Source organism: Opitutaceae bacterium, assembly GCA_015075305.1.
Taxonomy (GTDB): Bacteria; Verrucomicrobiota; Verrucomicrobiia; order Opitutales; family Opitutaceae; genus UBA6669.
The window spans coordinates 284048-307928 of record JABTUS010000005.1 but is presented as its reverse complement, the minus strand read 5'-3'; the positions used below and the strand labels follow the sequence as shown (position 1 = coordinate 307928).

Annotated in this window: 24 protein-coding genes; 8 read left to right on the top strand and 16 right to left on the bottom strand. The window is 62.3% G+C overall.

The window, feature by feature from the left end:
- The first annotated feature begins 28 nt into the window (after positions 1–28).
- Genes HS122_11875 through HS122_11865 form a run of 3 tightly spaced genes read left to right on the top strand, consistent with a single transcriptional unit; the run spans position 29 to position 1958 of the window.
- Positions 29–619, top strand: a complete 591-nt coding sequence (locus HS122_11875; GenBank protein MBE7539100.1) for a nicotinamide mononucleotide transporter — start codon at positions 29–31, stop codon at positions 617–619.
- Positions 616–1161 carry an AAA family ATPase gene (locus tag HS122_11870; protein MBE7539099.1) on the top strand — a complete coding sequence of 182 codons (546 nt, stop codon included), beginning with the start codon at positions 616–618 and terminating at the stop codon, positions 1159–1161. The genes HS122_11875 and HS122_11870 overlap by 4 nt, the downstream gene beginning before the upstream one ends.
- A 2-nt stretch (positions 1162–1163) precedes the next feature.
- Complete coding sequence (locus HS122_11865; protein MBE7539098.1) at positions 1164–1958, top strand: tRNA threonylcarbamoyladenosine dehydratase; 795 nt, start codon at positions 1164–1166, stop codon at positions 1956–1958.
- Between the two features lie 115 nt (positions 1959–2073).
- Here the strand turns inward: HS122_11865 and HS122_11860 are convergent, their stop codons facing one another.
- The 4 genes from HS122_11860 to HS122_11845 form a co-directional block, all read right to left on the bottom strand.
- Positions 2074–3993, bottom strand: coding sequence for a response regulator (locus tag HS122_11860; protein MBE7539097.1), 1920 nt, complete (start codon positions 3991–3993; stop codon positions 2074–2076).
- Positions 3994–4020: 27 nt separating this feature from the next.
- Positions 4021–4845: a PAS domain-containing protein gene (locus tag HS122_11855; protein ID MBE7539096.1), complete on the bottom strand. Its 825-nt coding sequence runs from the start codon at positions 4843–4845 to the stop codon at positions 4021–4023.
- Positions 4846–4905: 60 nt separating this feature from the next.
- On the bottom strand, positions 4906–5982 hold the full coding sequence (gene hemH / locus HS122_11850; protein ID MBE7539095.1) for a ferrochelatase: 1077 nt from the start codon (positions 5980–5982) through the stop codon (positions 4906–4908).
- Between the two features lie 96 nt (positions 5983–6078).
- A complete protein-coding gene (locus HS122_11845; GenBank protein ID MBE7539094.1) occupies positions 6079–6390 on the bottom strand; it encodes a hypothetical protein in 312 nt (103 codons plus the stop codon).
- On the opposite strand from HS122_11845, the gene HS122_11840 reads away from it, so the two are divergent.
- Both HS122_11840 and HS122_11835 read left to right on the top strand, forming a co-directional pair.
- Positions 6377–6544 (top strand): hypothetical protein, encoded by a 168-nt coding sequence (locus HS122_11840; protein ID MBE7539093.1) that lies wholly within the window; start codon positions 6377–6379, stop codon positions 6542–6544. The two genes, HS122_11845 and HS122_11840, sit on opposite strands and share 14 nt — an antisense overlap.
- On the top strand, positions 6541–8127 hold the full coding sequence (locus HS122_11835) for a 2,3-bisphosphoglycerate-independent phosphoglycerate mutase (GenBank protein ID MBE7539092.1): 1587 nt from the start codon (positions 6541–6543) through the stop codon (positions 8125–8127). The genes HS122_11840 and HS122_11835 overlap by 4 nt, the downstream gene beginning before the upstream one ends.
- 36 nt (positions 8128–8163) lie before the next feature.
- On the opposite strand, the gene HS122_11830 is transcribed toward HS122_11835, so the two are convergent.
- Together HS122_11830 and HS122_11825 are read right to left on the bottom strand one after the other, a co-directional pair.
- Positions 8164–8772 (bottom strand): hypothetical protein, encoded by a 609-nt coding sequence (locus HS122_11830; protein ID MBE7539091.1) that lies wholly within the window; start codon positions 8770–8772, stop codon positions 8164–8166.
- A gap of 81 nt (positions 8773–8853) precedes the next feature.
- A complete protein-coding gene (locus HS122_11825; protein MBE7539090.1) occupies positions 8854–10140 on the bottom strand; it encodes a glutamate-5-semialdehyde dehydrogenase in 1287 nt (428 codons plus the stop codon).
- Between the two features lie 163 nt (positions 10141–10303).
- Here HS122_11825 and HS122_11820 point away from each other — a divergent pair, with 163 nt between their 5' ends.
- Together HS122_11820 and HS122_11815 are read left to right on the top strand one after the other, a co-directional pair.
- A complete protein-coding gene (locus HS122_11820; GenBank protein MBE7539089.1) occupies positions 10304–12019 on the top strand; it encodes a GMC family oxidoreductase in 1716 nt (571 codons plus the stop codon).
- The gene (locus HS122_11815) at positions 12016–12570 is read left to right on the top strand and encodes a gluconate 2-dehydrogenase subunit 3 family protein (protein MBE7539088.1); all 555 of its coding nucleotides are present in this window, start codon (positions 12016–12018) and stop codon (positions 12568–12570) included. The genes HS122_11820 and HS122_11815 overlap by 4 nt, the downstream gene beginning before the upstream one ends.
- Here HS122_11815 and HS122_11810 read toward each other — a convergent pair whose 3' ends face one another.
- From HS122_11810 to HS122_11765, 10 genes are all read right to left on the bottom strand, one after another.
- Positions 12571–13848 carry a dihydroorotase gene (locus HS122_11810; GenBank protein ID MBE7539087.1) on the bottom strand — a complete coding sequence of 426 codons (1278 nt, stop codon included), beginning with the start codon at positions 13846–13848 and terminating at the stop codon, positions 12571–12573.
- A 14-nt stretch (positions 13849–13862) separates the two neighbouring features.
- A complete protein-coding gene (locus tag HS122_11805; protein MBE7539086.1) occupies positions 13863–14807 on the bottom strand; it encodes an aspartate carbamoyltransferase catalytic subunit in 945 nt (314 codons plus the stop codon).
- Positions 14808–14819: 12 nt separating this feature from the next.
- Positions 14820–15356 (bottom strand): bifunctional pyr operon transcriptional regulator/uracil phosphoribosyltransferase PyrR, encoded by a 537-nt coding sequence (gene pyrR / locus HS122_11800; protein ID MBE7539085.1) that lies wholly within the window; start codon positions 15354–15356, stop codon positions 14820–14822.
- 152 nt (positions 15357–15508) lie between these two features.
- The gene (locus HS122_11795) at positions 15509–16357 is read right to left on the bottom strand and encodes an amidohydrolase (protein ID MBE7539084.1); all 849 of its coding nucleotides are present in this window, start codon (positions 16355–16357) and stop codon (positions 15509–15511) included.
- Between the two features lie 323 nt (positions 16358–16680).
- The gene (locus tag HS122_11790) at positions 16681–16911 is read right to left on the bottom strand and encodes a hypothetical protein (GenBank protein MBE7539083.1); all 231 of its coding nucleotides are present in this window, start codon (positions 16909–16911) and stop codon (positions 16681–16683) included.
- A 151-nt stretch (positions 16912–17062) separates the two neighbouring features.
- Positions 17063–18055, bottom strand: a complete 993-nt coding sequence (locus HS122_11785) for a hypothetical protein (GenBank protein ID MBE7539082.1) — start codon at positions 18053–18055, stop codon at positions 17063–17065.
- Positions 18052–19284 carry an SAM-dependent methyltransferase gene (locus HS122_11780; GenBank protein MBE7539081.1) on the bottom strand — a complete coding sequence of 411 codons (1233 nt, stop codon included), beginning with the start codon at positions 19282–19284 and terminating at the stop codon, positions 18052–18054. Before HS122_11780 ends, HS122_11785 begins: the two co-directional genes overlap by 4 nt.
- Before the next feature lie 25 nt (positions 19285–19309).
- Entirely contained in the window at positions 19310–20545 is a 1236-nt protein-coding gene (locus HS122_11775; GenBank protein ID MBE7539080.1) for an amidohydrolase family protein, read from the bottom strand.
- A 45-nt stretch (positions 20546–20590) separates the two neighbouring features.
- On the bottom strand, positions 20591–21097 hold the full coding sequence (locus HS122_11770; protein MBE7539079.1) for a DUF2165 domain-containing protein: 507 nt from the start codon (positions 21095–21097) through the stop codon (positions 20591–20593).
- A 75-nt stretch (positions 21098–21172) separates the two neighbouring features.
- Positions 21173–22060, bottom strand: coding sequence for an amidohydrolase (locus HS122_11765; protein ID MBE7539078.1), 888 nt, complete (start codon positions 22058–22060; stop codon positions 21173–21175).
- Between the two features lie 49 nt (positions 22061–22109).
- Between HS122_11765 and HS122_11760 the strand changes: the two genes are divergently transcribed.
- Entirely contained in the window at positions 22110–23798 is a 1689-nt protein-coding gene (locus tag HS122_11760) for a DedA family protein (GenBank protein ID MBE7539077.1), read from the top strand.
- Positions 23799–23881 lie beyond the last annotated feature (83 nt).

Here is a 23881-nt window from a genome sequence, read left to right as displayed (position 1 = left end):
CGGCTGGAACGATCGCCGTGATCCGCGGATGAACGGATGGACATTCTCCGCGTGGGAGGCCTTGGGTGCCATCCTGGGGGTCGTCGGCGTAGTCCTGATGATCAGGCAGCAGTTGCTGGCATGGCCGGTGGGACTGCTGCAGGTGGCCGTCTATTGCTGGGTGTTTCATGCCGCGAGACTGTATTCGGATGCCATACTCCAGATCATATTCTTCATCCTGCTCCTCTACGGATGGTGGCAGTGGTGGAAGGGGATTCGCGACGGAAGGGTCCGGCATGAGCTGCCGGTCACATCACTCACCACGACGGGCAGGGTTGGCTGCCTGGTTCTGGGGGTTGCGGCATCCCTGGCGTGGGGCGAATTCATGCGACGTCACACCGACGCGGCGCTGCCGCATTGGGACGCGTTCATTCTGGTGTTCAGCATGATTGCCCAGTGGATGCAGGCGCGGAAGAAGATCGAGAACTGGTCAGTCTGGATTGCGGTCAATGCCGTGGCGATCGGGGTCTATTCCGCGAAGCATCTCCATTTCACGGCTGTCCTGTATGGTGTTTTTCTTGGACTTGCGATCGCGGGCCATGTGGCGTGGGGAAGGCACGCTCGTGCGCAGAAATCATGAAGCGCCTCCCGATTCGCGTGGCGATCTTTGGTCCTGAGTCCACCGGGAAATCCAGGCTTGCAGAGGATCTTGCCCGGCATTTTGGCGAACCCTGGTCGGCGGAGTACGTGCGCGAGTTCTGGGACCATCATGGCGGGAGCGTGATGGCGGCGGATCTTGAGGAAATCGCCCGCGGACAGATTGCGAGCGAGGAGGAAGCCGCTGCACGGGCTTCGCGCGTGGTGTTTTGTGACACTGAGCTTCTCACGAACGTGCTCTGGGCCGACCTTCTCTTCCCTGGCGCCTGCGCGGCGTGGGTGCGCGAGGCTTCCGAGCTTCGGTGTCGCAGCTATGCGATCTACCTGCTGTGCCTGACCGACATGCCGTTTGAGCCGGATCCCCAGCGTTCGTTTCCAGATGAAAAGGATCGCGCCGCCTGCATGCGGCTGTGGCGTCGGACGCTGGAGGATCGCGGGCTGCGCTACGTGGAGATATCGGGTGAAGGCGCGGCGCGGCTGAGGCATGCGGTGGCTGCGGTGGCCTCCCTTCTGGAGGAGCAGTGACAATGGATTCCGCCTATATGGACCGGTTTGGGGGAGTGGCGCGCCTGCTGGGCGTGCGCGCATTGCAGCGGCTGCAGCAGTCGCATGTCGCCGTGGTCGGGATCGGCGGAGTGGGCTCGTGGGCTGTTGAGGCGCTTGCAAGAAGCGGCATCGGCAGGTTGACGCTCATCGATCTCGATGACGTCTGCATCACGAACACGAATCGCCAGTTGCCCGCCCTTGAAGAGACCGTTGGCCGGCCGAAGGTGGACGTGCTGGCCGAACGCGTGCGTCGGATCAACCCCGCCTGCGAGGTTCTCGCCATCGGCGAGTTTTTCACGTCATCCAGTGCGCAGAGACTGCTCGCCGGCAGTTTCAACTGTGTCATCGATGCGATTGATCACCTTGAGAACAAGTGCCTGCTCATCGCCATGGCCCGGGCGCGCGGGCTGCCGGTAGTCACAATCGGGGGCGCCGGAGGCAGGAAGGATGCGCGACTGATCCAGCGGGGTGACCTGGGGGATGCATTCGGCGACGAACTCCTGCGGCAGGTGCGCAGGCGGCTGCGCCGGGAACATGGGTATGCGCCGGGAGAGAAGACCGGGAGGCAGAGTTTTGGAATCCGCTGCGTCTGGTCGAGCGAGCAGCGCGTCTACCCGAATCCGGATGGCACCTGCGGACTCGAGCCCCGGCGGGGAGACAGCCTGCGCATGGATTGTTCAGGGGGCTTCGGCGCGGGAGTCTGGGTGACAGGCAGCTTTGGGTTCGTCGCCGCGCAGGAGGCAATTGAGCAGGTGCTGGTGTCCGCCGGCGCTTGATCCTTGCGGGAACGGTCTGTCGTATGCGGCGCAGGATCTTCCGGACGCCTGGCTTCGTTGTAACCGGTCTCGAGCAACGATGATGGATTGTCCGATCTGTGCCCCGTCCAGTTCCCTAGCCGGGACTGAATCGGTTTTCAGGCGAGCCGAGCGCGTGCTGGATTGCACGGCCGAGATCGCCGAGACGATAGGGTTTGGTCAGGTAGGCCGCAAAGCCCATGGCCTCGAACCGCTCACGGAGGTTTGGATCATCATAGCCGGAGGCGATGATGGCGCGAACATCCGGATGCATGCGCTGGAGCTCCGCAAAACAGTCCTCGCCACCCATGCCGCCGATGATGTTGACGTCCAGGATCACGGCATCGTACGGACGGCCTACGTTGAGGTAGCGTCGGTAGAGTGCGAGGGCCTCCTCGCCGTTTCTGGCAAGATCGTAGGTGTAGTCGAGACTGGTCAGCATGCTTGCGGAGAGCGCGCTGATCGCGGGATCGTCATCCATGAAGAGCACGCGTCCGGTTCCAAACCGGAGCGCCGGCCGGGGATTCGGTGGAGCTTCGGCCGAGGAAGGATTCGCCGGGAGAAACAGGGTGAAGGTCGCGCCTTCATTGGGAAGCGAACTGGCCGTGACCTGCCCGCCGTGGCGGCGAACGATGGACTGCACCGTGGCGAGGCCGAGGCCGGTGTGGTGCGGGCGGCTGCTGAAGAACGGCTCGAAGATGTGTTCGAGAGTTTCCGGTGCGATCCCGGAGCCATTGTCCTGAACCTCGATCTGAACGTAGTCGCCGGCGGGAAGCGGCGGCACGTCGTTGTTCTCAAGATGAGCGGGTTTGCCGCGCAGGCGGACGAGCCCGTTCGCCGGATCCTCCGGCAGCGCCTCGATGGCGTTGAGAACAAGGTTCTGCAGGGCCTGAAGCAGTTCGGAGCGTTCGCCCTGCACCTGAGGGAGGTTGTCCGGGAAATCGAGGATGATTCGCGCCGTGCATCCACTCGATGCAAGCCGGACCGCGTCGTGGGCGACATCGGCGATGGCGCAGGCCGTTCGCCCCGGAGCCGGATCAGGCCTGGCGAGCATCATCAACTGACGGGAAAGGCCGGAAGCCTCGAGGCAGGCCTTCTCCGCGCTGGCCAGGTGCGAAAGATCGCGGTTCTCCCTGGCCTGGGAAATTGCGCCCAGGATCGTGGTGAGCAGGTTGTTGTAGTCGGACGCAATCCCGTGGGCCAGGCGCCCCAGCGTCTCCATGCGATTCGTGCGAATGACCTCATCCCGCTTCAGGGAGGTTTCCCGGGGATCGTGAATGACGACAACGACTCCCGCGATGCGTCCCCTGGCATCCCAGATCCTTCGCGCGTTCCACACCACCGGGAGCGGTTCAGTGCGATCGGGACAGGGTCCCAGGGCGTGATCCAAACAAACTGCCTCCGGGTCCGGCGAAGCGAGCATGGTCGCGATCGCATCCTGCGCCGGCTGAAGGTCGCTTCGCCGCACCAAGGGCAGAGCCTGATCGAGAGTCAGCATACCTCCACCCCGGGCCGTGCGGCTCGTGAGACTTTCGGCACGGGCGTTGAGGTAGGAGACATTCCCCGAGGCATCGGCGACTATCAGCGCCTCGGTCAGCGCATCGAGTGCGGGCCCGATCAGGTGCACGGGTGGCAGGGTGCGGCCGATGCGCATGGATGTTGCGTCGGCCGCGAGGGGAATGGCGAAGCCGACGACTCGCTGCAGATCCTGCCTGCGGGAAAAATGGCGGGTGAGCCCGAGAAGGACGGGAATCGCCACGCCATCCTGTCGCTTCAACGTGATTGCCTCGACCAGGGGGCTTTCCCCCGCGCGGTAATCCGAAAGCCATGACGCCCCTGCCGTCGCGTGTTCGGCCGGAAGGACATCGAGGAGCGGCCAGAGGGGGTCGTTCGGGCGGGCCGGGTCCATTTCCGGCTGCGCGAAAAGCGACCGCCAGCCGGTTGAAAACCAGTGGCTCCGCTTGATGAAATCGAGATCGAATGCGCCGACCAGTCCCTGGGACGTGAGATGCCGCATCCTCTCCTCGGCGACGAGGTGTTCCTCCTAAAGTTCCTTGCGATCCGTAATGTCAAACTGGATACCGAGCACCCTGGCGAGGCGGCCGCCGGGCCCGAAATGCTGCACGCCGATGCAGTGCATCCAGACAGGGTGCCCGCGCCGATGGCGCATGCGGAAGTCCAGCGCGAACGAACGCGCGGTGACATGGCCCGGGTTGACGCCGATGCGGTCGGGCGCCGCGGCGGAATCGTCCTCGTGAAGCAGGTGCCGCCAGGTCTCGAAGGTGTCCGGCAGATCCGCCTCCTCGTAGCCCAGCATGCGCTTCCATGCGGGCGAGTAGTGAGCATAGCCCAGATCAAAATCGAGGTCGAAGACGCCCACGGGAGACTCGGTGGCGAGCCATTTTAATGCGGGAAGAACGGGCGGCGGTTCGGTCTCGGAAGGAGGCTGGTTGTCGCGGACTGGCGGGCTGGGTTCAGATGGGGCGGGCGCTTCCGGGGCATCGGCGACGGACACCGCGGCGAAGAAGCCTGGGCCTCCCCCTGTGGCTGGTTCCAGTGTCAGACTCACCGGTATGGCATCACCGCCACCCACCGGCTGGACGAGCGCCCTGACGGCGCACCCGCATGCAGCCGACCGGAGTGCGTCCCACTGTGCCTGCTTCCAGTCCGGGTCTGTGGATGTGATCTCCCAGGCAAGCCTGTCGACAAGGAAACTGTCAACGAGTGCAGCCTCATCCGCGCGCCAGAGGGCGCGGACAGCCGTATTCACGGATCGAATACGTCCTTCAGGATCCAGCCAGAGCAGGGCGATCGTCGAGACCCGGGCGGAATTCCCCTGCGTCGTGGAGCCGGAACTACCGTTGGTCATCTCGAAGGGGATCGGGGATTGGAGCGGTTCCAGGCATGTCGGGATGATTGGAGCGATGCCCTAGCGTGCAAGCGCGGCCGTCTGCCGGGCATGGGTGTCGCCGGGCGATTCGCCTCCAATCCATGACCGCACGCGATTCTCGAGGAAGCGGATGTACGGGGGCTGGTCATTGAGGCAGGGGATGTGCTCGAAGCTGGTTCCGCCCGCGGATAGGAAATCCGCCCGTCCCTGCTGTGCGATCTCCTCGAGGGTCTCCAGACAGTCGGTCACAAAAGCCGGCGTGATGACCAGCATGCGCTTCCTCCCCTCGGCGGCGAGCCTCCTCAATTCGAAGTCCGTGTAGGGCGTGAGCCAGGGTTCGCCGACAAGCCGCGACTGGTAGGAGACCGAATAACGGTCCGAGGAAAGCCCCGCGCGGCGCACCAGTGCGCGGGTTGTGGCAAGGCACTGGGCGCGATAGCAGGTTGAGTGGGCCGGGGAGCAGGTGGTGCAGCAGTCCGATTTGGTCAGGCAGTGCGCCTTCGAGGAGTCCGCCTTCCTCAAGTGCCGCTCGGGGATGCCGTGGTAGGAGAACAGCACGTGATCGTGCGGTCGCGAAAAATAGGGGGCCGACACCTCGTGCAGGGCGTCAATGTAGTCGGCGTCGGAATGGAAGGGCTGGACGGTTTGCACGCGGATGCCGGGCGCCTGGGCGGCAAGCTCCTCATGGACCTTCACCACCACGGTTTCCCAGGATGACATGGCGTAGTGCGGATACTGGGGAAATAGCAGAAGATCGGTTACGCCGTCGTCGGCCATCTGTCCCACGACGGACGCGATGGAAGGCTGTCCGTATCGCATGGCGAGATACACGGGAATGCCGGGGCCCAGCGCCGACGCGAGATCGCTTTGAACCTTCTTCGATGTGATGATCAGGGGCGAGCCGTCCGGCTGCCAGATCTGCTCATAGGCATGGGCCGATTTTTTTGGCCGGCTGCGGAGAATGACCCCGTGCAGCAGCAGCGCGCGCCAGGGTTGCGACGGACGGTCGATCACCCGTTCATCGCCGAGGAATTCGCCAAGGTATCGGCGAAGGTCGGGTACGGAGGTTGAGTCGGGTGAACCGAGGTTGACGAGCAGGACGGCGCGTGAAGGCATGCGTGCCTTCAAAAGGGGCAGGTTTTTTGAGCGAGGTCAAACGAGCTTCCCCGCGTGGAGAAGCAGTGGTTGCGGCGCGAACGCCAATGACTGGGATCAGGCGTGGAATCCCCGGATTCTCGCAATCAGTCCGTGGACGTTTTCAGGGGAGATGCGATCGACGATCAAGGACCGGGGATAGTTTGGCTCAACATCCAGGCGGAGCCCGTCCTCCGTGCCGGGGCGGACGAAATCCTCGACGAAATCCATGCCACCACGCAGCTTGATCCAGCGATAGTAGAGGTCGGGATCGTCGGACTCGATGACGATGTCGGACTTCAGGAATACGTGACAGTAGAGAGTCAGGTCCCTGAAGGATAGAAACCACGTCGGAGGATTCACCAGAATGTCCCGTATGATCAGCGTCATCGTGGTTGTGGTTTCGACCGAGCCTCCGCCTTCAACGGCTCGTGACCCGGTGTTCTTTACTGGCAAGAAGGAAAAATTGCGCGGGGAAGCGGTCTTTTGCTGGAGCCAGCGCATCATCATCGACAGAGTCTTCAACCCTATTTCGCACACATGAACACCACGCGCCGGCCGGTCCTTCTCATCATCCGCGATGGCTGGGGAAAAAATCCTCATCCCGAGCAGAATTCCTTCAATGCCGTGTATATGGCAAAGAAGGCAGCGGACGACAGGCTGCATGCCAGCTATCCATGCACACTTCTGGCCGCGTCCGGTCTTGATGTCGGCCTGCCTGCAGGGGTCATGGGCAACAGTGAGGTCGGCCACGAGAACATCGGCGCAGGACGTATCGTCGACCAGGAACTCGTGCGCCTGAACAAGCTCTTTTCAGAAAAGCAGCTTGCCGCGAACGCGGTCTGGCGCGGCCTGGTTGAGCGCGTGAAATCGCGGAACTCGCGGCTACATCTGATGGGCATTGTTTCGGATGCGGGTGTGCACGGCATGCTCGAACACCTGTACGGCATTCTCCGGCAGGCGAAGGCGGATGGGTTGACGCAGGTGTTCGTTCACGGGTTCACTGATGGACGCGATACGCCGCCGACGAGCGGCGCCGGCTATGTCGGGCAGGTGGAGGCGAAGTGCCGGGAAATCGGCGTTGGCAGGGTGGCGTCGGTCTGCGGACGCTTCTGGGCGATGGATCGCGACAACCGCTGGGACCGCGTTGAAAAGGCCTACCGCATGCTGACGGGGCAGGCGTCGCAGGGCACGGCCCGTTCCGCGGTCGAGGCGGTTCGCGCTTATTACGAAAATCCGGCCGCCGAAAACCAGAAGGGGGACGAATTTGTGCCTGCCACATGGATCGTGGATTCCGAAGGAAAGCCGGTTGCACCGATTGCGGATGGCGATGCGGTCCTGTTCTACAACTACCGCGGGGACCGCCCGCGTGAGCTGACCAAGGCGTTCGTGCTCGATTCGTTCAGCGGTTTTGCGCGCGGACGGAAGCTGGATCTGTATTACGCGACGCTGACGGAATACGAGGCGGGGCTGCCCGTGCACGTGATTTCCCCCAAGCCGCCGCCGCTGAGGAACATTCTCGGGCAGGTTGTCGCGGATGCCGGCATCGCCCAGTTCCGCTGTGCGGAGACCGAGAAGAATCCACACGTCACTTTTTTCTTCAACAACTACCGCAAGGATCCGTTTCCCGGAGAGGTTCGCGCGTGTCCTCCGAGCCCCAAGGTTGCAACCTACGATCTGCAGCCGGAGATGTCCGCCGTCGAGGTCACCCGTCTGGCGCGCGAGGCCATACTTTCCGGCAAGTACGGCCTGATCGTCGTCAATTACGCCAATCCCGACATGGTTGGTCACACGGGTTCACTGCCTGCGGCGATCAAGGCGGTTGAAGCGACCGATCATGGCGTGGGTGAGCTTCTGTCGGCGCTTGAAACTGTGAATGGTCGCGCGCTCGTATGCGCGGATCACGGCAACTGCGAGCAGATGTGGGATCCCGAGCACAACCTCCCCCACACGTCGCACACGCTCAATCTCGTCGAGGCGTTCATTGTGGGGAGCGACTACAGGCTCGGAGCGACACGGTTGCGCGAGAAGGGAAGGCTGGCGGATGTCGCGCCGACACTGCTGCAGATGATGGGTCTGCCCAAGCCGCCGGAAATGACGGGCACGGGACTCATTCTCAACTCGTGAATCTGCCGCCTTGAATGGACTTCGGCGACGCGGTGATCACCTGGCCGCTCCGCCGGGTGGCTCGGCAAACTGTGAGCGGCGGATGAACGTCTGATCGACCTCGCGCTTGAGCTGTTCGGCGGCGACGGGATCGGTCTGGCGCAGCAGGGAGATTTTCTCCTTCGCATCCTGCATGTTCTTCAGGCGTTCGTCCTGCTCGAGCATCATCATGGCGTAGGACTCGGAACCCATTCCAACAAAAGGCAGCGTGTATTTGTTCAACGCCTTGGCGGTTTCCGAAAAATAGCGGTTCACCGCAAGTTCGCCCAATCCCTTCTTCGTGTGTATGTCGCGCTCTCGGAAAACGGGCGGGCGCTGGCCGGTCACGATGTAACTGGGCAGTCGAATGATCCCATTGGCCGGCTGATCGGCATCGTTGGGGTCGATCACGGGCTCAGGTGGTTGCTCCTTCTTCGGGGGCTCGGGCACGTTGTACGGAATGCCTGCGGATACGGCGTTTGTCGTGGTCCGCGAGAGCTTGTCTGTGGGACCCGAAATGCTCACCGGCCGGTCATGGCTGCTGGTTTCCTTCCCTCCCTGTGCAAAGGCGCTCAGGGGAAGGGCCAGAAAAATGACGACGGGCAAGGGCAGGGAGAAAGGTTTCATGGCTGCAACATAGACGTATTTGGCGTGCAAATGTTCACTGTGCACGAACCTAATCGCGAGAAGCGCTTTCTGCAACCACGCCTAGGTGCGTATTTGTCCGGTGCCGTCCATCAGGTATTTGTAGCTGCAAAGTTCTCGCAGTCCCATGGGGCCCCGTGCGTGGAGACGGTCGGTGCTGATTCCGATTTCAGCGCCGAACCCGAATTCGAAGCCATCATTGAAACGGGTGCTTGCATTCCAGCCCACGACTGCGCTGTCGACGCTGGCCTGAAATTGACGAGCAGTGGATTCCGATTGTGTGACGATCACATCCGTGTGGGCGGAACCGTCGCGATTGATCAGCGCGATGGCGTTGTCCAGCGAGTCAACAACGCGCACGCCAAGGATGAGATCCAGGAATTCGGTCGTGAAATCCGCGGGTGTCGCCGGCACAATTGCGGCGCCTGCTGTCCCGACTGAGCGTTGGATGATTTCCATGGCCTGCGCATCGCAGCGCAACTGGACCTTCTTCCTCTCGAGTGCGCGCGCCAGGTCCGGCAGGAGGCGCTCCGCCGCTTCACGGTGGACAAGCAGCTGCTCAACGGCGTTGCAGACGCCGGGGCGTGACGCCTTTGCGTTGACGACGATGGATTCGGAAAGGGCCGGGTCGGCGTCCTTGTCGAGGTAGATGAAACACACGCCCGTGTAGTGCTTGATCACGGGAATGGAGCTGTTTTCCACGACAAAGCGGATGAGGCTTTCGCCGCCCCTCGGGATGATGCAGTGAATGTGGGCGTCGAGCTTCAGCAGCGTGTTTAACGCGGCGCGGTCCGTCGTGGGAATGAGCTGGACCGCATCGGCTGGGAGGTCCGCCCCGGCGAGCGCCCTTGCGAGCACGGCGGCGAAGGCCGTGTTGGTGTGGAAGATTTCCCTGCCACCGCGAAGGATCGCTGCGTTGCCGGATTTCAGACAAAGGACCGCGCAATCGATGGTCACGTTCGGGCGCGCCTCGTAGATGATGCCGATGACACCGATGGGCACGCGCACCTTCCGGATCCTGAGGCCGTTGGGCTGAGTCCAGGATTCAAGGATCTCGCCGACCGGGTCTGGCAGGGAGGCGACCTGGCGCACGGATTCCGCGAGCGAGGCCAGGCGCGCGGGCGTGAGCGTGAGCCGGTCGATCTGCGGCTTTGACAGACCATTCTCGACAGCAGCCGCGAGATCGCGTGCGTTGCCCTCAAGCAGCTCCGCCTGTGCGGCGGGCAGCAGATCGGCAAGAAGGCTCAGCGCCCGGTTCTTTCGCTCGGTGGAGGCGGTCGCAAGGACCAGCGACGCCGTGCGGGCGCGTTGGGCGATGGAAGTGACGAGCTGGACGAGATCCGCGGACATGAAGGCCAACAATCAACCAACGCGAACGAAAGCTCAACCTGATTTCCCCAGGCGCTCCGGCGACCGGCTATCATGCGCTACGGCCACACGCTTCGAGTCCGATGTTGCGCAGGCCGGGGATTCGCTGCATGGATCGCGGTGCGGCTGATGCGCGATTGAATTCATGGCCAGTCACCCAACCACACTCGGCGCACAGACGCAGACGTATGATGCGATTGTCATTGGATCCGGCATCAGCGGGGGCTGGGCGGCCAAGGAACTTTGCGACAAGGGTCTGAAAACGCTCGTTCTCGAGCGCGGGCGGCCGGTCGAGCACATCACGGACTATCCGACGGCGCTGGCGGATCCCTGGGATCTGCCGCACCGGGGAAGGCTGCCTCTTTCGGTCGTGAAAGCCAATCCGATTGCTTCGCGCTGCTACGCGTTTTCGGAATCGACAAGGCACTTTTTCGTGAAGGATGGCGAGCATCCCTACGTGCAGGAGAAGCCGTTTGACTGGATTCGCGGCTACCAGGTGGGGGGACGGTCGTTGATCTGGGCCCGTCAGGTCCAGCGCTGGAGTCGGTTCGATTTCGAGGGGCCGGCGCGCGACGGATTCGCCGAGTGGCCGATCGGCTACGTAGACCTGGCCTCCTGGTATTCGCATGTGGAGCGGTTTGCCGGGGTCAGCGGCAACCGGGACGGGCTCGATGTGCTGCCGGACGGCGAATTTCTCCCGGCTTGGGAGATGAATGACGTGGAGGCTCACGTGCGCTCAGGAATACTTTCCGCCTTCTCCGACCGCCACGTCATCCAAGGCCGGTGCGCGCACCTCACGGCGATGGAGCCGCAGCACATTGCGCAGAATCGCACGCGATGCCAGGCTCGCAACCAGTGCGCGCGAGGCTGTCCGTTTGGCGGCTATTTCAGTTCCAATTCCTCGACGCTGCCCTGGGCGCAGCGGACGGGGAATCTGACGGTTCGCCCGCACTCGGTGGTCGAATCGATCCTGTTCGATTCGCGCTCGCAGCGGGCCAGCGGGGTTCGCGTGATTGACGCACTCACCATGCAGTCGACGGAGTTTTTCGCCCGCATCGTTTTCGTGAATGCGGGCTGCCTGAACACCAATCTCATCCTGCTGAACTCCCGGTCGGAGCGTTTTCCGAAGGGCCTGGGCAATGACCATGGCCTGCTGGGGCGCCACGTGGCCTTTCACAACTACCGCGGATCACTCAGCGGACACATCGAGGGATTTGAGAACTCGTACTATTCCGGGCGGCGGCCCACGCAGGTGATGATGCCGAATTTCCGGAATGTGCGCCGCCAGGAGATGTCATTCCAGCGTGGATACATGACATTCTTCCACGCGGCTCGTGCGGGGTGGTCGCGCGGAGAGGCGCTGCCGGGTGTCGGCGCGGCGTACAAGCAGTCGCTGACTCGCCCCGGCCCATGGACCATCGGCATGATGATGCAGGGGGAGACGGTGCCGCGTTTTGAGAATCATGTCAGACTTTCGCCGGATGCCCGGGATGCCTGGGGAATCCCCCAGTTGGTGACGTCGATCGCCTACACGGAGAATGACGACCGGCTCACCGCCGATTTCCTTGAACAAGGCGAGGCAATGCTGGCTTCCGCGGGCGTGAAGGGGATTGTCAGGCGCGACTCCCATCAGGCGCCTGGACTCGACATCCATGAGATGGGTGGCGTGCGGATGGGACGCGATGTCAGGAAGTCGATGCTCAATTCAACCAACCAACTTCATGCGTGCCCCAACGTCTTTGTGACTGACGGCGCCTGCATGCCTTCGACCGGATCGCAGAATCCGTCGCTGACCTACATGGCGCTGACCGCGCGCGCGGCCAGTCACGCCGTCGATGAAATGAAGAAGGGAAACCTGTGAATCGACGCGAAGCCCTTCGCCAACTCGGCCAGGCCGCCGGTGCGCTCGCGATCTGGCGCAGCCTGCCGGTCGCATCCTGGGCGGCGCTGGGCGGCAGTGCAGGATGGAGTTCACGCGAGGTGGATCTGCTCACGATTGTGGGCGACACAATCATTCCTTCCACGGCGGACTCCGCTGGAGCGGGAGCGATTCACATCGGGCGATTTGTTGTGATGATGCTTGAGGAGTGCCATCCGCCCGCGGCGGCGGAACAAGTGCGTGCGTTCCTGGACAGGCTGGATTCGCGCGATGGAAACGGGCATGAACCGCCTTTTGTTCAGCGCAGCCCGGCGGATCAGGAGAAGCTGCTGAATGAACTGGAGGCTCGCATCATTGACGCGGGTTCGGCGGAGCCCTGGGCGGACGGATGGCGGCTTGTGAAGCGGTTGACCCTGTTGGGATATTTCACATCCGAACCCGGAGCGACGCAGGCGCTGCATTACGACCCAGTTCCGGGTTCCTATCGCGGCAGTGTTCCGGCAGGGCCGACCACAAAGGCGTGGGCGATCTGACTACAATTCGTGCACGACGCTGCCGTTGACAATCGTCCAGCGAACGCGGCCCCGGAGGGTTTGCCCGCTCCAGGGTGAGTTGCTCGATTTGCTGAAGCCAGCCTTGGCGTCGTAGCGCCAGTTCTCCTCCGGATCGAAGATGCAGATGTCGGCAGGAGCTCCTTCGCTCAAACTGCCGGCCGTCAGGTTGAGGATATCGGCCGGCTTGCGCGTCAGCAGGTCGATGAGGAAGGGCAGCTTGAATCTATTCTGGCGAACCAGAATCTCCAGCGAGACGGGCAGGGCGGTCTCAAGCCCCAGGATGCCGTTGGGCGCGTAGTCGAACTCCTTGTCCTTCTCGTAGTCGGTGTGCGGCGCATGGTCGGTGGCGATGCAGTCGAGCGTGCCGTCCTTGAGCCCGGCGATGAGCGCACGGCGGTCCTCCTCCGTGCGCAGCGGAGGGTTCATCTTGAAATGGGTGTCGTAGGTGGCGAGCGCCTCGTCGGTGAGCGCGAAGTGGTGCGGCGTCGCCTCCGCGGTGACCCTGACGCCGCGGGACTTGGCGCGGCGCAGGATGTCGACGGAGAAGCGCGAGGAGATGTGCTGCATGTGCACATGGGCGCCGGTGTATTCCGAGAGGATGGCATTGCGTGCGACGATGAGATCCTCGGCGGCGTTGGGCCAGCCGCGCAGGCCCAGCCGCGTGGAGACGACGCCTTCGTTCATGACCGCACCCTGCGTCATGGAGGCGTCCTGGCAGTGGTCCATGATGGGGAGGCCGAACATCTTCGCGTACTCGAGCGCGCGGCGCATGAGTTCGTTGGACTGCACGCAGTCGCCATCGTCGGTGATGGCGACGACGCCGGCGCGCTTGAGGGAACCGATCGGGGCGAGGGCCTGGCCCTTCATGCCGGCGGTGATGCAGCCGGTCGGGTGGACCTTGATGACGGCGTCGCGCGCGACCGCATCCTTGATGAACTGGATGGTGCCGGCGTTGTCGGCGGGCGGCGAGGTGTTGGGCATGCACACCACGGTGGTGAAGCCGCCGGCGGCGGCCGCGCGCGAGCCTGTCGCAATGGTCTCCTTGTGCGTCTGGCCGGGTTCGCGGAAGTGAACGTGGATGTCGACGAGACCCGGGCAGGCGACGAGACCTTTGGCGTCGATCCTGCGGGCGCGTTTGCGCGCAGTGGCTGAGAGCGATTCGACGATCACGCCGTTTTCGGCAAACAAGTCGCCGGGTGCATCGCGCCTGGAGGCGGGATCAATGACCCGGGCGTTTTGGATCCAGAGGGCTGGCATGGGATGGGTGATGGCTAGTCGCTGGTTTCCACGGATTCGGGCTGGCCGCCGGCGCACAGGTAGAGGACGGCCATGCGCACCGCGATGCCGTTGGTCACCTGCTGGAGAATGACGCTGCGCTCGCCGTCGGCGAGGTCGCTGTCGATCTCCACGCCGCGGTTGATCGGGCCCGGGTGCATGATGATGGCCTTGGGGTGCAGCCAGGAGGCGCGCGTCTTGTTGAGTCCGAAGCTGCTGGTGTATTCGCCGATGGAGGGAAAGTGGCCGGACGACTGGCGCTCGTGCTGTATCCGCAGAAGCATGACAACCTCGGCGTCGGCGAGGGCCGACTTGAGGTCGTGGGAGACCTGCACGCCGAGGTCGGAGAACCAGTGGGGCACGAGGGTGGAGGGACCGCAGAGCGTGACGGCCGCGCCCATTTTGGCGAGGGCGTGAATGTTGGAACGCGCAACGCGGCTGAAAAGGATGTCGCCCAGGATGGCGACCTTGCGGCCCTTCAGGCTGCCGAGGTGCTCCTTCATGGTGAAGGTGTCGAGAAGTCCCTGCGTGGGATGCTCGTGGGCGCCGTCACCGGCATTGATGACCGGAATGTCGAGGATGCGGGAGAGGTAGAGCGGGGAGCCCGAAGCGGCGTGACGCAGGACGATCATGTCGGCGTTCAGCGCCTGGATGTTCTGAGCGGTGTCGCGCAGCGTTTCGCCCTTGGTCGTCGAGGAGCTGGCGCCGTCGAGCGAGATCACGTCGGCGCTGAGCCGTTTGGCGGCCATGTCGAACGCCATGCGCGTGCGCGTGCTGGGTTCGAGGAAGAGGTTGACGATCGTTTTTCCGCGCAGCGCGGGGACTTTCTTCACGCTGCGCAGGAGGATCTTCTTGAACGCCGTTGCGGTCCTGTGAATTTGCTCGATTTCGGCGAGGCTTAGCTCCTCTAGCGTGATCAGGTGGCGGCGGGTCCAGGGCATGAAGGGGAGGGGCTAGCGGGCGTTGCGTTTTGCGGCGACGATTTGAACCGTGTCACTGGCCGGTCGTGCGGGGTCAAGCAGAACGTTGATTTTCTCGTCCTCACCGGCCTCGAGACTCATGCCGGTGAAATCCGCCGTGATGGGAAGCTTGTGACAGCCGCGATCGATCAGTACTGCGAGCTCAACCCTGGCGGGACGCCCGTGATCAAAGAGTTCATCGAGCGCCGCCTTTGCGGTGCGCCCGGAGAAGAGCACGTCGTCGACCAGAATGACGACCGCGCCATTGACGTCGGCGGGAATGACCGTCGGCGCAAATTCCTTCGGTATGGGGTTGCGCCCGATGTCGTCGCGATGGAAAGAGATGTCCAGCGTACCGACGTGTTTCAAGTTGAGGCGGGCACCGAGTCGGCGGGCGAGGGTGATGCCGCCATTGGCGATGCCGAGCAGGATGATCCCTGTCTCGCCGCGGTGCTTTTCGGAAATGGCCCTTACCAGCCTGTCGACGGCGGCGTGGACTTCTGCTGCGGTGAGTGATTGCGCGGCGCACACGGGGCTTTCTTGTGCCGGTCACTCCGATGACGGACAAGGTGAAAATCGGTCGAAATCCCCATTCGCAGTTTTTAGCGGCAAATGATTGATATCAAGATGAATGCAAAACACAATTGGGGGCCGGAGGACATAGACGCTCCCGTGCAAGCTACTCAGTTCAGACGGTATATCCGTTCAGCATTGCGCCGAAACAGTCGGTCGCGCTGATCGGGGCTGGCTGAGCTTGTCAGCTTGAAGGCGGCGCCTATCCAGTCGCCCATGGGGCAGGTCAGAGTGCAGACCGGCCAGTCCCCTCCCCACAGGACGCGATCCCAGCCGAAAGCGGTGATTGCATGTTCAAAGTACGGGCGAAGATCCTCGATGGTCCATGACTGCGGATCCGCATAGGCGACGAGTCCGCTTATCTTGCAGCTCACGTTGGGTTCACGCGCGAGATCATTCAGGTGAGTGCGCCAGGGGTCGAGTCCTCCGCCCCTGATGTCGGGAACACCGCAATGGTCGAGGATGAAGCTCACGGCGGGACATTGACGCGCCAACTCAAGCGCGAGGGGCAGCTGGCGGGCGAGCACGCACAGGTCGAAGGAGAGATGCAGGTCCGCGAGCGATCGCACGTTGGCGAGAAATTGGGGCTGTTGCGAAAGCTCGTCCGGTTGCGTGTGCAGCACGCGGCGAATTCCCTTGAGTTTCGGGTGCGTCAGCCAGGGCGCAAGGTGGTCCAGGGGATTCGGTTTCTCCAACCGCGCGCCCATGACAAGACCGTCGAGCCGGTTCGCAGGATCTCCGGCGAGGGAAAAGATCGCGGTCGCCTCAGTGGCGAGATCCGGCTCGTCGACATCCGTATCGACATAGACTGTGCGCACGATGTCGAAGCCGTGGGTTGCTTCCCGGTATTCGGGGATCATACTGCGCTTTCGGATCGATGGCAAAGCCTGCATCCAGGAATAGCTGAAGCGATTCGGATCCCAGAGATGCTGATGTGTGTCGACGATGGGAATGTTCATGCCGGGGGGACGTCCATGGTGTTCTATGGGTTTCCAAAGGGAGTTGGCGACAGCATTTCGAGTGGCTGGAGACGAGCTTGCCCGCGCTGTTCGGAGCCTCTGCCCAGGTCCCCCAGGAAGTGATCATCCAGCCAATTCGAATGCATCAAGACTGACTTCCAGTTCTCGCTGTCCGACAGGAGGGAAGCGCCAGTGCTTTTTGGGAGCGCGATTGTGATCCGGCATTGATCGATTGATCCTGAAATATGCGAAAAGTGAGGTTTGACCCCTTTTGCCTTGGAAGGCGGATTTTGGGGTTTGATTCGGAGATGACAGTCTGCCGGTCAGGTGAGCCAGACGCGGGCGCGGGAGGATGAGGTGTCCGCTCCTGATCGATCCTTTGACTGACCGCGCGGTGCGTTCTCCGCGGTCTCGGGCTTCGCGGCGCTCTTCGCAGAGGCTTCTTCGCGGCGCTTTCGTTCCGTGCGCCCGGACGCGTCCCTTGCCGCGCCGGTGTCGGTCGCAAAGGCAGCCATCGTTGTCATCGCAACAAGCAGACAGGCGACGACCTTCATGCGTCCTGGCGAAGGCGGTCGAAGGGATGGCGTCTGGATTCTCACCGCAGTATGCAATTGTGGCCGGCTTTTGCAGCGGAGCCTGGACAATTGCGGCGCAAACACAATAGCGGGTTTTCATCCGCCCGATGGTTCCTCCCAGGAAACAACCCTACGGGATGAAGCTCGTGCCCGAAACGATTCTGTCCTCCTGGCGGCGCCAGGTGTAGAGCAGCGGCCCCTTGTTCTTCTGCAGTTGCCTGAACAGGTCGGGGCAGTCGCGTTTGTGCACGCTGAGTTCACGCACGCCATCCTGCTCGCAGCCAAGCAGTCGCACATGGGGCTTGAAGGCCTCCGGTCGGCCGATCACGCGGGCGGCGGGCGTTTTGGGCGGTGTCTCCGACGGTGTTCTGTCAAGGACGAGGAAGGAATAGGGCAGGCTGCGAAGATCGATTCCCGCGCGCTGACCGAATCGCACCCAGTTGCCGTCGGAATAGATGCCGACAGGGGGTGTCGCGAAGTGGTGGCACCAATGCCGCTCGTTCTCCGTCGAGTTGAGGTCGCAGGCCGCCTGATGCGTGCAGGGAGCCACGACGTGAAAATCGGCCAGCAGCTTGTCGCGGTGTCGCTGCAGTGCGCGCGCGACGGCATGGGTTCCCGGCTCCACCCAGAGAATCGCAGAGGCTTCCGCCATGCACCGAAGCAGGGATGCCTCTGCCTCGGGCGCCAACTCATTCAAGACGTGGCTGACAACAAGGATGTCGCAAGATTCCCCGGGCTGAGTCGATTCGTGAACAGCGATGCCATGAAATTGTTCCCGTGCTCTTTCGACGGCGAAACGGCGCGCAATGGCAGAATGGTCCCATACGGAGAGGGATGCAATCGCCGCTGGTCCGAGCCACTCAATGACTCGCCTCCCGGCGATGCCCGAGCCGCACCCCCAGTCCATCACTCGCAGCGCGCTCCTTCCCGCTGGACGCCATTGGCGCAGGCGCAATTCGGCGAAAACCGCATCCCATTTCCATCCTATGCGCTCGCCGTAGGTCAGGTCATAGGCCGCGAGATCGTCGGACGTCCGCCAGTAGGCTCCTGACGCAACTGTGCGGTCCAGGAACTGTGTCCGCAGGCGATCCAGAATGCTCCAGTCGAGGGAATCCCAGGTCACGACACTTCCTCTGCTGCCAGGTCCACGCCAAGATGCCTTGCCAGCGCTTGAGACCGCACGCCGTAGAATCCTGCGAAGTTTCTCAGGCGATGCAATCGCCCCTGCTGTCCTCGCGGGTGATCCTTGATTGCCGCAATCATGATGTTTCGCGCGGTGTGCTCCGTGCTCACGAATTCAAACACTTTGGTGCGGTAGCCGGCCCACTCCAGAAGCTGGGCCCGCAGGGCGTCGGTCACAAACTCGGCCTGGCGTTCGAGGAATATGCCGTACCGCAGGGCATCCGCCAGAATGGCGGGAGACTGCATCTGTGGGCGCAGCTCCTTCTGGCAGCATGGGGAGACAACCAGGAGTCGCGCGCCGGCGGCAATGCCGCGGGCCAGCGCATCGTCCGTCGCGGTGTCACAGGCATGGAGCGCGATCAGAACTTCGCAGCCGGTGTTTCCAGGCAGTTCCACCGAGGCGATGTCTCCCTGTACAAAACTCAACGATTCCATCCCGGTCTGGCGGGCGACTTCTGAACAAAGTTTCACCAAATTCTCCCTCGTTTCCACGCCCACGACCCGCGCTCGCGAGCCCAGAACGCTCGCTGCGGCAAAAGTAAGATAACCCTTCCCGCATCCCATGTCAGCAATGGTAAACGGGGGCGGAGGGGTGCCGGGCGCCCCGTCCATTGGCGGAGCGACCAGCCCGGCCTCGATCAGAAGAGCCTCCAGGATTTCCGTGAACTTCTGGATCTGGCGCAGTTTTGCAGACATGCCTTCTCGCGGCCGCCCCGCCGCATTGGTCACTCCGAGTGCATGGAGCCAGCGTGCGTTCGAGGGAACAGTGTGCCGTTTTTCGCGGTCGTGGCTTTCGCTGCTCGATGCGGGTGCCTGAGCTACGACCTTCTCCCGGAGCCGAGCCTCCCCGGAGGCCGCGATTTCGATCTGCGCCGACTGCAGTGGCGTGAAGAGATGGGCATCGAGGAAGTCAACACCCAGCATCGCGCGCACCTGTTCCAGAGCCGCAGCGGGCGAAAGATTTTTTGTGATGTCCTTCGTCGCGTAGCGATAGACCAGGGTGCAGTGTGGACCGGATTTCAGGATCACCGGCCGCACATAGAGATTTCTCAAGCCAGGATCCCGGCGGCCCGGCGCGGGCTTGCCCAGTGTCAATTTGATCAAGGTGCCGTCGCCAAACGCCGACGAAAGGAGCGATTGAAATCGGAGCAGTGGAGATTCGCGGGCCATGGGGGAGAGGAAAGTTCCAAATTTCCTATGAAAGGGAAAATCCAGGGGATTTCCACAGGGCACGGCCGTGGCGGTAGGTTGCAATCACATCTTCCGGCGTAACCCGGGTCAGAATGCTCGCGAGCAGGTGCCGGCTTGCGCGAAGATGCGGTTGTCGGAAATCGAGAACGGCAAAGGAGGCGGGGAGACCCTTGTCCAGGCACCCGAAGTGGTCTCCACCAAGAACGGCACGGATGTTGGAGGTGACCATCTTCAGAATGGAAGCCGGATCCGGATGGATGGCGTCGGCGTATTGCGATTTGGCCAGCCTGCAGGTGAAGTCGAGTTCGGCGAGCAGGGACGGAGAGTTGAGCATGCCATTGTCAGTGCCCAGCAGGAGATTCGCCCCGGCCTTTAGAAGCGCGGCGACCGGCGGGAGAGGCAGCCCGAGGCTGGCATTTGCGCGAGGATTGAGCACCGCGGTTTTTCGTGAACGAACCAGGAGTGCGATCTCTTCCGCGTTGGCAACAGTGAGATGGACGATGACGTGGGGATCGAAGATTTCGATTGCACGGACGAGATCGCCGCGACCCGTGGTGGCGATGGACCTTTCCCGGTAGCCCGCGTTTTCCAGGCAATGAATCGCCCTCAACTTTCCCTTCGCCGACGTCGCGCGTCGGATCTCCGTCCAGGCGCTGTCAGTGAGATCGTTCATCGTGCTTTCGCTGAAACCATCGGCGACGGAAAGCATTTCGGCGAGTTCAGCACGGGCGCGCTCGGGCAGACTGCGGCGGTTCTCCCGCAGCTCGGCCTCGCTGAATGGAACTCCGTTGAATTGTGAAAGAATGATCGACTGCACTCCGGTTTGTTCGCTCGCCCTGCGGAGGAGGCGCGCTCCATCCGGCCCTTGTTCGCGGAAGTCGATGTGGCAGACCGTGCCCGTTCGCGCCATGTACCGAAGGTGGTTGGCGATGTGCGGAAAATGGGTTTCGTCCGCGAGGCGCGCCAGTTCCCGGTACTTGTATCCGTGGGGACGGAAGAATCCTTGTTCGAGCGTGAGGCCTGTCGCCCCATCGGGGAGTGCGCTGTCTCCCATGTGGGTGTGACTGTTGTAGAGTCCGGGAATCACGACCTGCGTTCCGGCGCCTTCACTGGCGAGGGAGACGACGGGCGCGCCCGCATCGATGGCGGTGATGGTGTCAGCCTCCCAGGCAAAACGGACGCACCGGTGGGGGTGCAGATCGGGTCCGGTCAGAACGATGCAATCTTTCAGATGCGGCATGGCGGCAGAATCGAAATCATTTGCGGGCGACGGATGATCGAAGGCTCATGTGTCGACGTCCCGCTGGTTCAGAAAGATGAGAACAATCCCCGTGCAGGCGAACATGCGGAAGGAGGCGTCCAGTCCATTCCAGGTCTTCGACTGCCACATGAGGAACCATTCGCCGCCGATGCTGATGAAGGCGAGAAACCATAGGAGCAGAGAGACCGTCAGTCCGATGGTCCCGAGCGATTTTGCGGCATTGAACGCATTCGCTGAAACGCCACGCAACTGCCAGAGTCGCGCGACGCCGAGCAGGATCAACCCGCAGGCGGCTGCCTCCCAGGCAATGATGACGAGGTAGGCTGCGTGGTGCAGCCATTGCGAGCCATCCGTGGCAGCCGTGCCGTAAAGCGCCCGCCAGCGATTGGTGTCGCCCGAGAAGAGTGTATCCATGCCCAGCACGTGTTGCACAAAGGCGAGGTTGGAGCCGTAGTCGGACAGGTTGTTGAAGACCACCAGGAGCAGGTGGACGCCGACCGCGGCGAGGAGCGCGATTTTGCAGAGGCGCATGGGAGTCCCTGGGGAGGAAGGCATTTGAACGCGGTTACGTGGCTCAGGGCAGACAGCGTGGCATTGGAGATTTGGTTACTTCAGGCGCAGCAGCCGCCGGGTGTTTTCGCCGAGAATGCTATGAAGTTCTGCTTCGGTGAGACCCGACAACCGGGCATCCTGCAGGTCGAGGGTGAAGCCCGGTTTCGTGGCGGTTCGCGGGTGGGTGAGCAGGGGATAATCGGTGCCGAACAAGATGCGCCCAGCACCCACCAGATCGCACACCCGTCGATAGACTGACGCATCGTAGAGAAGGGCGGAGGCGGCGGTGTCGTAAAAGACATTCCGGAAGCGCGCGCCCATGCCGCGATTGAGCTCATGGAAGGGGAGCCCACCGCCCCAGTGGGCCAGGATGAAGAGATTTTCGGGGAAGTCCGACACCATTTGCACAAGTTCCTCCAAGGGTGTCGGAATCAGGGCGGCGCTTCGAGCTGCGGCAACCGGATCGCTCACATGCAGGTTGGTGGGCAACTGGTATTCGCGGGCGAGCGCCATGAGCGCGGCAAAACTGTCCTCTTTGAAACTGAAGCCCTGGGCCTGCGGCAGGAGTTCGCCGATGCCGCAGAAGCCGTTGTCGAGCGCCTGGCGGGTGGAATCGAGCCAGTTCCCATTGAGTGACGGCGTGACAGCTGCAAATGCGCTGAGCCGGTCAGGGTGGGCGCGGATCCAGTTGGTGGACCAGCCGTTCTGCATATCGGCGGTCGCCTGGTGTTCCCAGTACCAGCCAAGCAGCACGACTCGATCGATACCGGCCTCGTCCATGTCCCTCAGGAGTTGATCAACCGAGGCCCAGCCTTGAATCGAGGCGCGGTTCGCCGGAGCGACGGCCTGAAGCCAGATGAACTCCCGGTTTGCATTTGCCCACGCCTGGGGAGCAGCGGAAACCTCCGGTGCGTAGAGATGTGTGTGGGCATCGATAACCACGCGGGTTTCCTACAGGATTCTGCGGAGGAGAAAAGCGGAGAAAACCGGAGTGTTGCGCGTTGCGGGGCGACGGCCTTGTCCACCCTTCGCAGATGCTTCCGGATGTGACGGTAGCGAATTGACTGGGGTGAACGACTGGACGACCTGCGCGAAAGTGCTTCCTGTGATTCGACAGGTGCGACAGAGTAAGGGACAGGTTAATCATGAAACTAACGAGGATTTCCAGGGGATGATCTCTGACTCGGTTGCCGCGCAGTTTTCCAGTGGATCCCTCTGGCTGGCACTCGTTGGCCTGGCGCTGGCGACGCTTCTCAGCGAGGATCTGACCTGCATTGGGGCGGGTTTGCTGGTCGCCAGCGGAAAGGCGCCGTTCTGGCCGGTGCTGGCGGCCTGCATGATTGGCATCTTCATGGGTGACATATTGCTTGTGGCTATTGGCCGGACGCTTGGCCGGCCGATGCTGGAAATGCGCCTGGTGCGCACTCGGGTCTCACCGGAACGGATTGAGAGGGCGGAAAAGTGGTTCAAGAGCAGGGGAGGGCGACTGGTTCTGGCGACACGCTTTATGCCGGGCATTCGGCTTCCAGCCTATCTGGCAGCCGGCATCCTGCGAGTGCCATGGCCGCCATTCATTGGCTGGTTTGCGCTCGGTTGTCTCATTTGGACACCACTCCTGGTGGGTGGAACAGTCTGGGCGGGAGCACGACTGCTCGATTTGCTCCATGCATGGGAACGGACCGTGCCGATGCTGGCGGCAGCGGGTTTACTCATCTGGATCTTTCTGAAATTGGCCATTCGCTTGTCATCTTGGAGGGGACGGCGAATCCTGTTGTCGCGGTGGCTCCGATTGACCCGCTGGGCGAACTGGCCGCGCTGGGCGAAATATCTTCCTGTGGCGATTCATGTCCTGGCATTGGGCCTCTGGCATCGCAGACTGACGGCTTTTGCCGCCGTGAACGCGGGCATGAAAAGAACACCAAGTACTGGCTGCCAATCGGACTGCTTTCGCCTGCTTTCCCATGCTGGAGTTGTGCAAACGCATGACACCCTAAATACTTTCGACATCCTCTACTGTCGTTCGCATGGAGGCAAAAGAGGCCACGCAATTGCCATTACTGAGTGGCATCCCCTTGCTGTGACCGGTGATGGAGTCCACTCCCTAGAGGAACTCATTCTTGCATCAGACGAGACGATCCACCTCGCCGAGGGATTGCTCAAGGCGTCCTCCGCGCGACTCGACGACATTCCGGTTCCGGGTGAGTCCGTTTCGCTAGCCATGCCCTGCGGGACGAGGTACCGTGAGGTGCTGTCTGAAGCGTGTGAGGTGGTGACGCCGCAAATCATGTCGGCCATTGAAGCCATCAGCCATGCCATACCTGGATTCCAATTCGGGAACATCCGCGTGCGGGCGGATGGCAAGGGAGCCTTCTTGCGAGGAGAAATTGCGGTCGTCGCAATTGGCCCGGGCCTGAGTGCCTGGCCCAGACTGGCCGAATCCCGCCAATCCGTCTGGCAGGGGTGGCGACTGCAATGGAGCCTTTGGAATCGGGCTTTTCAAATCGGTACAGAAAACATCCGGCTAGGCGCTCCCGTTCCGACGCTACAACAGGCGTGGCGCGCCATTTGGTCCGTTTCACGGCTAAATCGACCTAGGTCTGCTGCCAATGCATCGGAGCCGGAAATCCCAAGCGGGGGCGGGGAGGTTGAATGTGAGGATCAAAAGAGTGCGGAAATTTGATCGAACCACAAATTTCGTGCGCGACAAACGGCGGGAAAGCCTTTTAATTTTGAGTAGTTTTTGGCGGAGTGCAGGACCGAGAT